This is a genomic window from Sphingomonas sp. TDK1 (assembly GCF_001650735.1).
GTDB lineage: Bacteria > Pseudomonadota > Alphaproteobacteria > Sphingomonadales > Sphingomonadaceae > Sphingomonas.
In genome coordinates this window covers 64,328-77,581 of sequence record NZ_LXVY01000048.1, presented here as the reverse complement: position 1 = coordinate 77,581, position 13,254 = coordinate 64,328, and the positions used below count along the sequence as shown (strand labels likewise).

Sequence of the window (13,254 nt, the reverse complement as noted above, 5' to 3'; positions counted from 1 at the left end):
TCCGACGCGGCAGGGCCGCGCCGGCCGGCCTTCTCCGTCTCGGGACGAGCATGGCTCGCCCCGTGCGGCTCAGGCTCAGGCGAACAGCTTCGCCCAGCCGCGCTTGGCGCGGTCCTTCCAGTAGCCACGGTGGTAGGCGTCGGACGCCAGCAGCGGCATCACCGAACCGGCTTCCGCGAACACCATCTGCTCGATGCCGGTGTTCACCTTGCCCCAGCTGGCGGCTTCCTGCAGCGTCGAGGACGAGCAGGCGCCGTCGCGAACGTCGGCGACGGTGATCTGCACTGCATACTTGTGCACTTCCACATCCTCATGGCCGAGGATTTCGGCGCAGACGACGGTGTCCTGGATGAAGTTCTTCGGCACGCCGCCGCCGATCATCAGCAGGCCGGTGGTGCCCGCCTGGATCTTGATCTCGGTCAGCTCGCGGAAGTCCGCGACCGCGTCGATCATCAGGTACGGCTTGCCGGCCTTCATCTGGTCGACCTGGTGCTTGACGAGGCCGAAGCCGGCCGAGCTGTCGACGAACGCCGGGCAGAAGATCGGCACGTCATGCTCATAGGCGAGCTTGACCAGGCTGTTTTCCTTCTTGCCGTGCTCCGAGAGGTACTTGCCCATCTCACGGATGAAGGCGCGGCTCGAATAGGCGCGCGGCTCCAGCTCGTTCGCGATCTTGTTGATCGTGAAGTCGCAGTCCTGGAGCTGCTCCTCGTCGATGTACGTGTCGTAGATGCGGTCGATGTAGAGCGAACGCAGCGTGTCGTCGTCGGGGATCTCGAGCGCCTGATAGTGCTTGTGGCCCAGGCCCTCGAAGAAATCCATGTCGACGATGGTGGCGCCGGTAGCGACGATCACGTCGACCATGTTGTTGCGCACCAGGTCCGCATAGAGGTCCATGCAGCCGCCGGCCGAGGTCGAGCCCGCGATCACGAGGCAGACCGTGCAGTCCTTGTCGGCCAGCATGTCGTTGTAGATCTTGGTCGCGCGGCCGAGGTCGCGGCTGGTGAAGCTCATGTCGCTCATCGCGTCGACGATCGGACGTGCGTCGAAGCTCTTGATGTCGATGTGCTTGACCTGCTTCGAAAGCAGCTCTGCCTTGCGGTTGTCGTTGATCGGGGCGTTGGCCGCCGCGGTCTTGGTGAGGCTGTCGGTCATGGGAACTCCCATTTTCACATGGCCGCCGTCATTCAAAGGGGACGCGGAAACCCATATATCCCCTCCCGCTTGCGGGAGGGGTCAGGGGAGGGGCTGTTCAGCCGCTCCCGATCGGGAACACGCCATGCCCTCCCCCGACCCCTCCCGCAAGCGGGAGGGGAGCGAGGTCGGATAAGACGTGCTGATTACAGCTTGACGACGTTCGACGGGGTGGCGGCCGCCGCCTCGTCTTCGCCGGTGTAGAGCGAGACCATCGGCTCGTCGTCGACGATCACCGTATCGCCGGCGGTGAAGCCGTTGAAACCGGTACGCATCGCCGCACCATAGGCGCCGAGCATGCCGATCTCGATATAGTCGCCCGCCTGGATGTCGGCCGGCAGCTCGAACGGGCCCGCCATGCGATCCATGTCGTCACAGGTGGGGCCGTAAAAGCTGAAGCCCATGTCCTTGGCGTTCGAATCCGGCTCGCGGAGGAGACGGACCGGGAAGCGCCAGCCGATATGCGCCGCATCGAACAGCGCGCCGTACGCGCCGTCGTTGATGTACAGCTCGTCGCCGCGACGACGCTCGACGCGCACGATCAGCGAGCTGTATTCGGCGCACAGCGCGCGGCCCGGCTCGGCCCACAGCTCCGCCGAGTAGGAAATCGGCAGGCTTTCAAAGGCGCGGTGGATCGTCGCGAAATAGCGCTCGAGCGGCGGCGGCTCCATGCCGGGATAGCTGGACGGGAACCCGCCGCCGACATCCACGACGTCCACGGTGACGCCCGCCTCGACGATGGCGGCGCGGGCGCGCTCCATCGCATTGGCATAGGCTTCCGGCGACATCGCCTGGCTGCCGACATGGAAGCAGATGCCCAGGGCATCCGCCACCTGGCGAACCGCGATCAGCAGTTCCTTGCTCTCGCCCGGGCCGACGCCGAACTTCGACGCCAGGCTGAGCTTCGAGTGATCCGACGAAACGCGGAGGCGTACGCACAGCGTGAGATCCGTGGCGCCCTTGGTGGCGCGAACGATCTTGTCCAGCTCTTCCATGCTGTCCAGGCTGAAGACGCGAACACCATACTCGAAATACGCCTCGGCAATGGCTTCTTCAGCCTTTACCGGGTGCATGAAGCACAGGGTTGCTTCCGGCGCGACACCGGCGACGAGGCGAACCTCGGCGATCGATGCGACGTCGAAATGCGTGATTCCGCTCTCCCACAGGATCTTGATTAGATCCGGCGAGGGATTGGCCTTCACGGCATACATCGAGCGACCCGGGAACTTCTCTGCGAAGAACCGGGCCGCACGCGATGCGGCGTGCGGGCGGACGAGCGTTACCGGCTGGACCGGACGAAGCTTAGCGATGTCGGCAACGCGGTTGCCGATACGGGTGGTCGCTAACCCCAGCGCGCGATGATGCTTGTGCAACTCAAGGGACCTCCAAATGCCGTGAGGCAAACATTGACGAAAAGCTGCCTTGCGGTTGGAAGTCCCATGGGGCAGCGGAGGAGCGCACATATGCGCGTCGGACCCCCGTGTAAAGTGATTCTGGGGTCCGTTTTTCTACGGCGAGGGATGCTCTGTGACGATTTTGCGACAGCCCACCCGCGCGGGGGTCCGCGATGCCGCGGCGAAGGTGGCGGCGATCCTCCCGCCGACGCCTCTTTTGGTGCAGGACGTGCGCGGCGTGACCGTCGCGTTCAAGGCGGAAAGCCTGCAGCCGATCGGCGCGTTCAAGATCCGCGGCGCGTGGCACCGGCTGACCGCGCTGGACGAACGGGTGCGCGACAAGGGCGTTGTCGCCTTCTCCTCGGGCAACCATGCGCAGGGCGTCGCCTGGGCGGCCAAGCGGCTCGGCATCCCGGCGGTGATCGTGATGCCCGCCGATGCGCCGAAGGTGAAGCTGGATGCGACGCTCGCGCTGGGTGCGGAAGTCGTCCGCTACGACCGTCGCAGCGAAAGCCGCGAGAAGATCGCTGAGCAGCTTGCCCATGCTCGCGGTGCCGCGCTGGTGCCCAGCTTCGACGACCCCTGGATCATCGAGGGGCAGGGCAGTGCCGGCATCGAAGCCCTGAAGCAGATGACCGAGGCGGGACTGGAAGCCCCCGCGCGGGTGCTGGTGCCGTGCGGCGGCGGCGGGCTGTCCGCCGGAATCGCGCTGGCACTGCCCGAGTCGGGCGTATTTCCCGTCGAGCCCGAAGGTTGGGACGACATGCGCCGCAGCCTGGACGCCGGCTGGATCGAGCCGGTGGGGGACAATCCTCCGGCGACGGCGTGCGATTCGCTACAGACGCAGCGCGTTTCCTCGCTTACCTTCGACGTGCTCTCTCGTCGCGGCGCCACCGGCATCGCGGTCAGCGAGGCGGAGATCCGGACGGCGCAGCGCTGGGCGGCCGCGAAGCTGCGGCTGGTGGTGGAGCCGGGCGGCGCTGCGGGAATCGCTGCGCTGCTGGCAGGCAAGGTCGCGGCGGAACCGGGAACGCTCGTGATCGTTTCGGGCGGCAACGTCGACCAGGAGGACTATGCGCGCGCGCTCGGGGGCACGGAATGATCTCGGCAATCCGATCGGCGGCATCATTGCCCGCATCGCCAGCATCGGCACGCTCGCGCTGGGGCACGTCCTCTGGTTCGTCCTGCGCATCGCTTATCGCGGCGAACCGCGGCTGGCGGCGGCTGCGGCATGCGCCTGCGTCTGCCTGGTCACGGGCGTGACGTTATGGGTGGTGGTAACCTGAGCGGCCTCTCCGGCCTGTACCCGCTGATGATGAGCATCGCCGTGCTGGCGGTGCTGGCGCTTGCCTGGGGCGGCGTTACCGTGGTGCGGCGGGGGGATCGTCAGCGCGGCGTGTTGATGCTCGTCTGCGCGCTGGTCATATTGGGCAATGTTCTGATCTGGGCGGTCTAACCCGGCGCGACCGCTGCCGCGCCGGGCCAAACGCATCAGCGGATCGGGCAGTTGGGGTCGAGCCGCATGTCGAGATAGCGGTCGACCGAGCCCATCAGCTGGTCCATCTCGTGCTCGAAGAAATGGTTCGCGCCCGGGATGGTGTCGTGGTGGATGGTGATGTGCTTCTGGGTGCGCAGCTTGTCGACCAGCTTCTGCACCGCGCCGGGCGTGACCACCTCGTCCTGCTCGCCCTGGATGATGATGCCCGAGCTGGGGCAGGGCGCGAGGAAGGTGAAGTCGAACATGTTCGCCGGCGGCGCGACCGAGATGAAGCCGCGAATTTCCGGTCGGCGCATCAGCAGCTGCATGCCGATCCAGGCGCCGAAGCCGAAGCCAGCGACCCAGGTGGACGAAGCCTCGGGATGGAAGCTCTGCACCCAATCGAGCGCGCTCGCCGCGTCGGAAAGCTCACCGATGCCGTTGTCGAAGGTGCCCTGGCTCTTGCCGACGCCGCGGAAATTGAAGCGCAGCGTGGCGAAACCCCGGCGCTGGAAGGTCTTGTAGAGATCCTGCACGATGCGGTTGTTCATCGTGCCGCCCGCATTCGGATGCGGGTGGAGGATCATCGCGACCGGCGCGCGCGGGCGCGGAGCGGGGGCAAAGCGGCCCTCGAGGCGGCCTTCGGGTCCGGGGAAAATGACTTCGGGCAAGGCTGATCCTGTTCAATAGGGAGATGCGCGGTGGAGCGCAGGAACATCGCCGCTATATAGGCAGCCGGTCCCTTCACGCAATTGGAACGCCATTGGCCGCTCGACTCTATCTGGATCATGCTGCGACGACGCCGATGCTGCCACAGGCGGTGGCGGCGGTGATGGAAGGCATGCAACGCTGGGCCAACCCTTCGTCGCCCCATGGCGACGGGCGGGCGGCGCGGGCGGCGCTGGAGGATGCGCGGCGGCGGATCGCAGCGGCCTATGGCTGGCCGTACGAGCTGCTGCTGACCAGCGGGGCGAGCGAATCGCTGGCGATCGCAATGGGGCGCTGCGTGGCCGACCGGCGCCTCATCACGGCAGTGGAGCATGACGCGGTGTTGCGCCTGGGCGAGGGGGCCGCCGTGCTGCCGGTGACGACGGGCGGGGTGCTCGGTCTCGATGCGCTCGCGGCTGCGCTGGCCGGCGGGGGGCGGACGCTGGTGTGCGTGCAATGGGCAAACAGCGAAACCGGCGTGCGCCAGCCGATCGCGACGATCGCGGCGGTGGTGCACGGCGCTGGCGGGGTGCTGCTCGTCGATGCCGCGCAGATGCCCGCGCATGCCGATTCCGACGTGCTGCGACATGCGGACCTGGTGGCGGTATCGGCGCACAAGCGTGGTGGGCCACCCGGCGTCGGCGCATTGCTGGTGCGCGACCTCGGCATATTGCTGCCGACCGGCGGCCAGGAAAAGGGCTATCGCCCGGGAACGGAGAATCTGCCCGGCGCGCTCGGCTATGCGGCGGCCTTGGATACGCCGGAGGATCTGGCGGCGATGGCCCTATTGCGGTCACGGCTGGAGGCGACGATCGTGGACATCGGCGGCGAGGTTGTCGCAGCCGAGAGCCCGCGCAGTCCGCTGATCGGGGCGTACCGAATGCCGGGCGTATCGTCGGCGGCGCAACTGATCCGCTTCGATCTGGCGGGCGTGGCGGTGTCGGCGGGAAGTGCCTGTTCCTCGGGAAGCATGCGGCCAAGCCATGTGTTGACCGCCATGGGCTGGGCCGAGCCAGCCCTGCGCGAAGTCGTTCGCGTGAGTTTCGGTCGCAGCACCACCGAGGCGGAGGTTGATCGTTTCGCCGAGCTGTGGCGGACCACTTTCGTTGACGCACGGGCGCGGGCCGCGTGATCTACCTCGACTATCAGGCGACCACGCCGCTTGCCCCCGAGGCGCTGGCCGCGATGCTGCCCTGGCTGGAATCGCAGCACGCCAATCCGCACGCGCCGCATGCGCCGGGCAGGGCGGCGAAGGCGGCCGTGGAGGTGGCGCGCGGGCAGGTGGGTGCGCTGCTGCCGCCCGGCGGCACACTGGCCTTTACCAGCGGTGCGACCGAGGCGCTCAACTGGGCGATCAAGGGTACGCACGGCCCGATCGTGACCCTGGCTACCGAGCATGCGGCGGTGCTGGACAGCGCTGCGGCAAGCGGTCGCGCCGTGACGGTGCTGCCGGTCGGCGAGGATGGCGTTGTCGATCTGGAGGCTGCGCGGGCGGCAATCGTGCCGGGTACAGGTCTTGTTGCAGCGATGCTGGTGAATAACGAGATCGGGGTGATTCAGCCGATCGCCGACCTGGCGGAAATCGCCCATGGGGCTGGCGCGCTGTTCCTGTGCGACGCGGTGCAGGGGTATGGCCGCGTCCCGATCCCCGCGACATGCGACCTGGTGGCCATCTCCGCGCACAAGATCTACGGGCCCAAGGGCGTCGGCGCGCTTTGGGCGCGCGACGGCGTGTCGCTTGCGCCGCTGCTGCATGGCGGGGGGCAGGAAGGACTCGGCCGATCCGGGACGCTGTCGCCAGCGCTCTGCGCCGGGTTCGGTGCGGCGGCGAAAGCGGCCGCGACCTATGCCGAGGCGGATGCGGCGCATGTGGCGCGGTTGTTCCAGCGGGGCCGTGCCCGTTTGGGGCAGGATTGGAATCTGAACGGCATCGCGACGCGGCGCTACCATGGCAATCTCAATGTCCGGCGCGCGGGGCTCGACGTCGCTCGCCTCATGGCAGACCTCCGCGACATCGCGTTTTCCGCGGGTTCGGCCTGTGCCAGCGGATCCGGGAGACCCAGCCACGTACTGCGCGCGCTGGGCCTTTCCGATGCCGATGCGCGTTCCAGTATTCGTATCGGCTTCGGCCGCATGACCACCGAGGAGGAACTGATGACCGCACTCGACCGAATCAGCGCTGCCGCGAACGCCCAGCGAGTGGCGGCATGATCCGGGTACGATTTGAAGGTGCGGGTAGTGGGCCGGTGCAGGAAGTGCAGGCCGCGCCCGGCAGCCGGCTGCTCGAAGTGGCGCAGAATGCCGGCCAGCCGCTGGAAGGGACGTGCGAAGGGCAGATGGCCTGCTCGACCTGCCATGTGATCGTCGCACCCTCCGATTTCGATCGCCTGCCTGCCGCCAGCGAGGACGAGGAGGACATGCTGGATCTGGCGATCGGTGCGGTGCGGACCAGCCGGCTCGCCTGTCAGATCGTGCTTACGGACGCGCTGGACGGCCTGACGGTCCGCATGCCCAGCACGCACCGGGACATGCAGGGCCGGTGAGGCCTACCAGTAGCAGCGCGGATCGCGGTCGTTCAGCTTGGCGAGCAACGTCGCCATGTCCTGCGGCAGGCCCAGGTCGCGCTCATAGGCATTTGCCAGCGCGCGACCGATGCCGTCGCCTGCACGCGGCGCCTCGATGCGATAAGGTGTCGCCACGCTTGCCTCTTGGGCCTTGGAGGATGCCGTATGAACCACGGTCTCAAAACGGTCATCTATTGCATTCGTTGCCTGCAAAAGATGCGATTCATCGCAACTGTACGGTTTTTGGACGATAGATTGGCGGTCTGATGGAACCTTCGTTTGACGCTGCCTTGCTGCGCATTTCCCAATATTCTCCATTCCTTACGCTTGTTTCGGGGCGCGAGCCCGATGTGACGGACGACCCGGCAGCGGCACTCGCCGACCCTATCGGGGTGGCAAGCGCCCCTACGAAGGAGATGCCGGAACCGAAGGCGCTGCGCATTCAGCGGCGGCGGCTGGCCCTGATCGCTGCGCTGGGCGACCTGTCTGGCACCTATGATTTTGGCCGCATCACGCGGCTGCTCAGCGATTTCGCCGACATGGCGCTGGACCGCGCCATTCGCGCCGCGATCCGCGAGCGTACCCCCGACGCGGAGCCGCAGGGGTTCGCGGCGATCGCGCTGGGCAAGCAGGGCAGCCGCGAGCTCAACTATTCGTCCGACATCGATCCGATCCTGATCTTCGATCCCGCAACGCTGCCCTGCCGTCCCCGCGAGGTGCCGGAGGAGGCGGCGGTGCGGATCGGCCGACGCGTGCTGGAGATCCTCCAGGCGCGCGACGGCGACGGCTATGTGCTGCGGGTCGATCTGCGGTTGCGGCCCTCGCCCGAAGTCACGCCGATCGCGCTGCCGGTGGAAGCGGCGATCAGCTATTATGAAAGCCAGGCGCTGCCATGGGAGCGCGCGGCGTTCATTCGCGCGCGCGCGGTTGGCGGCGATCTTGGCCTTGGGCAGCGGTTCCTCGATGCGATCCGCCCCTTCGTCTGGCGGCGCGCGCTCGACTATGGGACGATCCGCGAGATCCAGGAAATCTCCAGGCGGATCCGCGATCATCACCACAAGGGGCAGCGCTTCGGCCCCGGCTATGATCTGAAGCGCGGGCGCGGCGGAATCCGCGAGGTGGAGTTCTTCGCGCAGATCCACCAGCTGATTCACGGCGGTCGCGATCCGGCGCTGCGCGTGCCGGCCACCCGCGACGCGCTGGCGGCGCTGGCGGCGGCTGGCCGGATCGATGCGGGCGAGGCGGCGGCGCTGGACGAAGCCTATGTTCTGCTGCGGACGATCGAGCATCGCCTGCAGATGATCGACGATCGTCAGACCCACACGCTGCCCAGCGATGCCGCTGCGCTCGACAATGTCGCGCGGCTGCATGGTCTGGAGGATGGTGCGGCGTTGATCGCGCTGCTCCAGCCCCATGTCGAGCGGGTGGGGCGCATCTACGACGCGCTGGCGGAGGCGGGGGGCAGTGGCCTGCCCACCGATCCGGACCTGCTGGGCGAGCGGCTGGGGGAGGCCGGCTTCCCCGATGCCGAGGTCGCCCGCCGCGTGGTGGAGGGATGGCGCGGCGCGACCTATCCGGCGCTGCGCAGCCCGGCCGCGCAGAGTGCGCTGGAGGCCGTGCTGCCGACGCTGATGGCCGGCTTTGGCGGTGCGCCCGACCCACAGCATGCGATCACCCGCTTCGACGCGATGCTCAAGCGGCTGCCGAGCGCGGTCAACATCTTCCGGTTGCTGGAGGCGCAGCCGGCGCTCACCCGCCTGCTGAGCGCGATCCTCAGCCATGCGCCGACGCTCGCGGAGCAGCTGGGGCGCCGTGCCGAACTGCTCGACGGCCTGATCGATGCCAGCGCCCTGGCCCCCGTGGGGGACGTGTCCGAGCTGATGGCGACGATGGCGGCGGCCGAGCGCGGCGCTGACTATCAGTGGCTGCTCGAACATGTCCGCCGCATCGTCAACGAGAAGCGGTTCGCGCTTGGCGCACAGATCGTCGCGGGGGCGAGCGATCCGCTCGACGTGTCGGCCGGCTATGCGCGGGTCGCAGCAGCGGCGATCGAGGTGCTGGCGGCTGCCACGGTCGAGGAGTTCGCCGGCCAGCATGGACGGGTGCCGGGCAGCGAGCTGGTGATTCTGGCGCTGGGTCGGATGGGGGGCGGGGCACTGACCCATGCGTCCGACCTGGACCTGATCTATCTGTTCACGGGCGACTATGCGGCGGAGTCCGATGGGCGGCGACCGCTGGGTGCGGTCACCTATTACAATCGGCTGGCGCAGCGCGTGACCGCGGCGCTCTCCGTCCCGACGGCGGCCGGCCCACTCTACGAAGTGGACACCCGACTGCGCCCCTCCGGAACGCAAGGGCCGTTGTCGGTCTCGCTCCAAGGCTTCGCGAGCTACCAGGAGAAGGATGCGTGGACCTGGGAGCATATGGCGCTCACCCGCGCGCGGCCGGTGTTCGGCTCGCCCGACGCCCGGGCGCAGGTGCAGAACATCATCACCCGCGTCCTCCACGGCGCAAGGCCGGAGCGCGACATCCTTGCCGACGCGGCCAAGATGCGGGCCGACATGGCCGCGCACAAGCCGCCGGCGGGGCCGCTCGACGCCAAGCTGCTCGACGGCGGTCTGGTCGACCTGGAGTTCGCGGTACACGTCCAGCAGCTCTCCCACCGCACCGGCTTCGAGCCGCAGCTGGGCAAGGCGATCGACGCGCTGGCGGCGAAGGGCATCGTGCCGGCGGCGCTGCGACCGGCGCACGATTTCCTCACCCGGCTGCTGGTGACGTTGCGGCTGGTCGCACCCGATGCGCAGCCGCCCGGGGAGCGCACCCGCGCGCTGATTGCCCGTGCCCTGGGCCTGTCCGATTGGAAAGCGGTGGTTGCGACGCTCGACGCGACGCGGCAGGAGGTGCGCCAATGCTGGGCCGATATGCAGGCCGGCGAGGTGACGGAGACCGGGCAATGAGCATCGAGCAAGGCGACGCGCTTCCCAAGGGCGCGCTGGTGGCGGCGGACGGCAGTGCGATCGCGCTGCCGGAATGGGGCGCGGGCGCGCCGTTTGTCCTTTATTTCTATCCCAAGGACGACACCACGGGCTGCACCCGGGAGGCACAGGACTTCACCGCGCTGATGCCGGAATTCGCAGCGCTGGGCGTGCAGCTTCTCGGCATCTCGAAGGACCCGCCCGCCAAGCACCAGAAGTTCACCGCCAAATACGATTTGACCGTGCCGCTCGCCACTGACGAGGACGGCGCGCTGATGGAAACGCTCGGCGTGTGGGTCGAGAAGTCGATGTACGGGAAGAAATATATGGGCATCGAACGCTCGACCTTCCTGTTCGACGCTTCGGCCAAGCTGGTTCGCGCCTGGCGCAAGGTGAAGGTGCCCGGCCATGCCGCCGAGGTGCTCGACGCCGCAAAGGCGCTCGGGTGAGCGAAGCACGCAGCGTGGCGGCGGCGGTTCGGGCGGTGCTCGACGCCGCCGAGCCGACCGACAAGGTGATGAAGGCTCGCGCCGCCGCGCGCGACTGGCGTCTGGGGCGGCTCGACTTCCGCTTCGACGTCGCCATGCCCGAGCGTCCCGCGCGCCCGTGTGCGCCGGTGTTGCTGCCGCCCAACCGCATGCCCAAGCGCGGCCGCGGCGGTTCCGAGCGGGGGCGGATCGCGCTGATCCATGCGCTCGCCCATATCGAATTCGTCGCGATCGACCTCGCATTTGATCTGATCGGGCGGTTCGGCGCGCAGTTCCCGACCGGCTTCACTGACGACTGGATGCGCGTCGGTGCGGACGAGGCGATGCATTTCGCGTTGCTCGACCGGCGCCTGCGCAGTCTCGGCAGCGAATATGGCGCGCTGCCCGCGCATGACGGCCTTTGGGATGCGGCGACCGAAACCGCCTATGATGCCAAGGCCCGGCTGGCCATCGTTCCCATGGTGCTGGAAGCGCGCGGGCTCGACGTCACGCCTGCCACGATCGAGCGATTCGACGCGGCCGGGGACAGCGTCACCGCGAAGATTTTGACGCGCATCGTGAAAGATGAAGTACGCCATGTAAGGGCTGGTACGGAGTGGTTTGAGTCGGCCTGCAAGGCCGCTGGTTGCACGCCCGAAACGACGTGGCAGGCGCTGGTCCGCACCCACTTTCGAGGCGCCGTTAAGCCTCCGTTCAACGACTCGGCGCGCGAGTCAGCCGGTTTGACGCGGGATTACTACCAAGCGCTTGTCGCCGGCTGATTATCCTCCAAAAGAGTCCCCAAGCGGGACGGCGAGGTCAGGGGCTGCCCAATCCGTCCGCTTCATCCTGAACTGAAGTGCCGGGGTTTCCCTGATCGCTTCCACGAATGTGCCGGGGACTCATGGCTGTACCGTCTGAACGCAAGAACGACGAAATCGCACGCAAGTTCCGGGACTTCTTCACCACCCGCGATGTGATCCTCCACGAAGGCGGCAAGCTGCGCCGGTTCAGTGTCGGCGGCCGTTCGCAGGCACTGTTCGCCACCGCCGCGACGCTCACCGTGCTCTTTTCCGGCTATGGCATGTCGCAGGCGATGGCCGGCGCGATCGCCTACACCGCGCCGGTAGCGGGATCGCCGGAGGCGCAAGTCGCGGCGATGCGCGCCGAGGTTGCCCGCATGCGCGCCGAAGTCGCCGCTGCGAAGGAAGCCGCCAAGCTGCAGGCCGCCAAGATCGAGCAGCGCCAGGCGGTGCTGAACGCCGTCGTCTCGGGCAAGGCCGATCGTTCGGTGCTCGAGGCGGATCTCAAGGCCGTCCCGCAGCAGACCAGCGCGCTGACGGAGGAGATCGCCGCGCCGCTGCGCAAGGTGGAGGCGCGCCAGATCGCGCTCGCCGCGCAGGCCCAGAAGGTCGGCGAGGCGCGGGTGCGTCAAGCGTCCGCCCGTATCCAGCATCTCGGCCTCGCGCCGAACCGCTTCGTGAAGGTCAATGTCGCGATGGGCGGTCCCTACGAGCCGGTCAGCGACGAAGACGCAGCGGCGGCGACCGGTGCGGATGCCGATGCGCAGTTCCGTTCGCTGTTCGAGACGTGGAAGAAGCTCGACTCGATCGAATCGAGCACCATCTCGATCCCGTCGATGCAGCCGGTGCAGCATGTCAGCTTCACCTCGCATTATGGCGTCCGCTCGGATCCGTTCCGCGGCACTGCCGCGATGCACGCCGGTGTCGACATTCCGGGCGAAATGGGCACGCCGATCTATGCGACGGCGGATGGTATCGTCTCGCACGCCGGTCGCCAGGGCGGCTATGGCAACCTGGTCGAGATCAACCACGGCCATGGCATGGAGACCCGCTACGGCCACCTCTCCAAAATCCTCGTCGCCGACAACACCCGCGTCCATCGCGGCCAGATCATTGGCCTGATGGGTTCGACCGGTCGATCGACCGGCACGCACCTGCACTATGAGGTTCGCCTCGATGGTCGCGCGATCAATCCGATCCCTTTCATCCAGTCGGGCGAATATATCGCGCAGGCCCCGGTGAGCGCCGGCGGGGTGGGCGGTCCGCGCGGCCAGCGCTGACCGCATTGCCGGACGGGCGTCGGCGCATTATCTGACGCCCATGACGACGACCCTGGAACAGCCCGCCATCGCGCTTACCCCCGCCGCTGCGGCACGCGTGGCCGTGATCGCCACCAAGCAGTCCAAGCCCGCGATCCTGCGGCTCTCGGTGGAAGGCGGCGGCTGTTCGGGCTTCCAGTATCGCTTCGGCTTGGCCGATAGCGTGGAAGCGGGTGACAGCGTCGCCGAAGTCGACGGCGTGCGGCTGGTGGTCGATCCCATAAGCTTGGATCTGGTGAGTGGCGCGCAGGTGGATTTCATCGACAATCTGGGCGGCGCGCATTTTGCGGTGACCAATCCCAATGCGGCATCCGGTTGCGGATGCGGCACCAGCTTCTCGATCTGAGCGCGGC

The 13,254-nt window shown here is 67.7% G+C and carries 15 protein-coding genes; 11 read left to right on the top strand and 4 right to left on the bottom strand.

Annotated elements, in window-relative coordinates:
- Positions 1 to 75: 75 nt before the first annotated feature.
- Together A7X12_RS23285 and A7X12_RS23280 are read right to left on the bottom strand one after the other, a co-directional pair.
- Entirely contained in the window at positions 76 to 1,155 is a 1,080-nt protein-coding gene (locus A7X12_RS23285) for a 1,9-bis(guanidino)-5-aza-nonane synthase (protein ID WP_064313826.1), read from the bottom strand.
- 185 nt (positions 1,156 to 1,340) lie between these two features.
- Positions 1,341 to 2,567 (bottom strand): type III PLP-dependent enzyme, encoded by a 1,227-nt coding sequence (locus tag A7X12_RS23280; RefSeq protein ID WP_064313825.1) that lies wholly within the window; start codon positions 2,565 to 2,567, stop codon positions 1,341 to 1,343.
- A 154-nt stretch (positions 2,568 to 2,721) separates the two neighbouring features.
- On the opposite strand from A7X12_RS23280, the gene A7X12_RS23275 reads away from it, so the two are divergent.
- The 3 genes from A7X12_RS23275 to A7X12_RS23265 are packed head-to-tail and all read left to right on the top strand — an operon-like array spanning position 2,722 to position 4,044.
- Positions 2,722 to 3,690: a threonine ammonia-lyase gene (locus A7X12_RS23275; protein WP_064313824.1), complete on the top strand. Its 969-nt coding sequence runs from the start codon at positions 2,722 to 2,724 to the stop codon at positions 3,688 to 3,690.
- Positions 3,662 to 3,874 (top strand): hypothetical protein, encoded by a 213-nt coding sequence (locus tag A7X12_RS23270; RefSeq protein ID WP_064313823.1) that lies wholly within the window; start codon positions 3,662 to 3,664, stop codon positions 3,872 to 3,874. Before A7X12_RS23275 ends, A7X12_RS23270 begins: the two co-directional genes overlap by 29 nt.
- On the top strand, positions 3,856 to 4,044 hold the full coding sequence (locus A7X12_RS23265; protein ID WP_064313822.1) for a hypothetical protein: 189 nt from the start codon (positions 3,856 to 3,858) through the stop codon (positions 4,042 to 4,044). The genes A7X12_RS23270 and A7X12_RS23265 overlap by 19 nt, the downstream gene beginning before the upstream one ends.
- A 35-nt stretch (positions 4,045 to 4,079) precedes the next feature.
- Here the strand turns inward: A7X12_RS23265 and A7X12_RS23260 are convergent, their stop codons facing one another.
- Positions 4,080 to 4,736 (bottom strand): alpha/beta hydrolase, encoded by a 657-nt coding sequence (locus A7X12_RS23260; RefSeq protein ID WP_064313821.1) that lies wholly within the window; start codon positions 4,734 to 4,736, stop codon positions 4,080 to 4,082.
- Between the two features lie 92 nt (positions 4,737 to 4,828).
- On the opposite strand from A7X12_RS23260, the gene A7X12_RS23255 reads away from it, so the two are divergent.
- Genes A7X12_RS23255 through A7X12_RS23245 form a run of 3 tightly spaced genes read left to right on the top strand, consistent with a single transcriptional unit; the run spans position 4,829 to position 7,316 of the window.
- Complete coding sequence (locus tag A7X12_RS23255) at positions 4,829 to 5,905, top strand: cysteine desulfurase family protein (protein ID WP_157105704.1); 1,077 nt, start codon at positions 4,829 to 4,831, stop codon at positions 5,903 to 5,905.
- Positions 5,902 to 6,984: a cysteine desulfurase family protein gene (locus A7X12_RS23250; RefSeq protein ID WP_064313820.1), complete on the top strand. Its 1,083-nt coding sequence runs from the start codon at positions 5,902 to 5,904 to the stop codon at positions 6,982 to 6,984. Before A7X12_RS23255 ends, A7X12_RS23250 begins: the two co-directional genes overlap by 4 nt.
- A complete protein-coding gene (locus A7X12_RS23245) occupies positions 6,981 to 7,316 on the top strand; it encodes a 2Fe-2S iron-sulfur cluster-binding protein (protein ID WP_064313819.1) in 336 nt (111 codons plus the stop codon). The genes A7X12_RS23250 and A7X12_RS23245 overlap by 4 nt, the downstream gene beginning before the upstream one ends.
- A 3-nt stretch (positions 7,317 to 7,319) precedes the next feature.
- On the opposite strand, the gene A7X12_RS25760 is transcribed toward A7X12_RS23245, so the two are convergent.
- Positions 7,320 to 7,472: a hypothetical protein gene (locus A7X12_RS25760; RefSeq protein WP_157105703.1), complete on the bottom strand. Its 153-nt coding sequence runs from the start codon at positions 7,470 to 7,472 to the stop codon at positions 7,320 to 7,322.
- Positions 7,473 to 7,603: 131 nt separating this feature from the next.
- On the opposite strand from A7X12_RS25760, the gene A7X12_RS23240 reads away from it, so the two are divergent.
- The 5 genes from A7X12_RS23240 to erpA all read left to right on the top strand — a co-directional run bounded on the left by A7X12_RS23240 (position 7,604) and on the right by erpA (position 13,247).
- Positions 7,604 to 10,294 carry a bifunctional [glutamine synthetase] adenylyltransferase/[glutamine synthetase]-adenylyl-L-tyrosine phosphorylase gene (locus tag A7X12_RS23240; RefSeq protein ID WP_064313818.1) on the top strand — a complete coding sequence of 897 codons (2,691 nt, stop codon included), beginning with the start codon at positions 7,604 to 7,606 and terminating at the stop codon, positions 10,292 to 10,294.
- Positions 10,291 to 10,761, top strand: coding sequence for a peroxiredoxin (locus A7X12_RS23235; RefSeq protein WP_064313817.1), 471 nt, complete (start codon positions 10,291 to 10,293; stop codon positions 10,759 to 10,761). Before A7X12_RS23240 ends, A7X12_RS23235 begins: the two co-directional genes overlap by 4 nt.
- A complete protein-coding gene (locus A7X12_RS23230; RefSeq protein WP_198162159.1) occupies positions 10,758 to 11,561 on the top strand; it encodes a ferritin-like domain-containing protein in 804 nt (267 codons plus the stop codon). The genes A7X12_RS23235 and A7X12_RS23230 overlap by 4 nt, the downstream gene beginning before the upstream one ends.
- Positions 11,562 to 11,683: 122 nt before the next feature.
- Complete coding sequence (locus tag A7X12_RS23225; RefSeq protein ID WP_064313816.1) at positions 11,684 to 12,862, top strand: M23 family metallopeptidase; 1,179 nt, start codon at positions 11,684 to 11,686, stop codon at positions 12,860 to 12,862.
- A 40-nt stretch (positions 12,863 to 12,902) separates the two neighbouring features.
- Entirely contained in the window at positions 12,903 to 13,247 is a 345-nt protein-coding gene (erpA, locus tag A7X12_RS23220; RefSeq protein WP_064313815.1) for an iron-sulfur cluster insertion protein ErpA, read from the top strand.
- Positions 13,248 to 13,254 lie beyond the last annotated feature (7 nt).

Excerpts from the sequence above, each read along its gene's own strand:
- A7X12_RS23285 (WP_064313826.1), bottom strand. The coding sequence starts at position 1,155 with ATGACCGACAGCCTCACCAAGACCGCGGCGGCCAACGCCCCGATCAAC.
- A7X12_RS23270 (WP_064313823.1), top strand. The coding sequence starts at position 3,662 with ATGCGCGCGCGCTCGGGGGCACGGAATGATCTCGGCAATCCGATCGGC.
- A7X12_RS23265 (WP_064313822.1), top strand. The coding sequence starts at position 3,856 with ATGGGTGGTGGTAACCTGAGCGGCCTCTCCGGCCTGTACCCGCTGATG.
- A7X12_RS23245 (WP_064313819.1), top strand. The coding sequence starts at position 6,981 with ATGATCCGGGTACGATTTGAAGGTGCGGGTAGTGGGCCGGTGCAGGAA.
- A7X12_RS23240 (WP_064313818.1), top strand. The coding sequence starts at position 7,604 with ATGGAACCTTCGTTTGACGCTGCCTTGCTGCGCATTTCCCAATATTCT.
- A7X12_RS23235 (WP_064313817.1), top strand. The coding sequence starts at position 10,291 with ATGAGCATCGAGCAAGGCGACGCGCTTCCCAAGGGCGCGCTGGTGGCG.
- A7X12_RS23225 (WP_064313816.1), top strand. The coding sequence starts at position 11,684 with ATGGCTGTACCGTCTGAACGCAAGAACGACGAAATCGCACGCAAGTTC.
- erpA (WP_064313815.1), top strand. The coding sequence starts at position 12,903 with ATGACGACGACCCTGGAACAGCCCGCCATCGCGCTTACCCCCGCCGCT.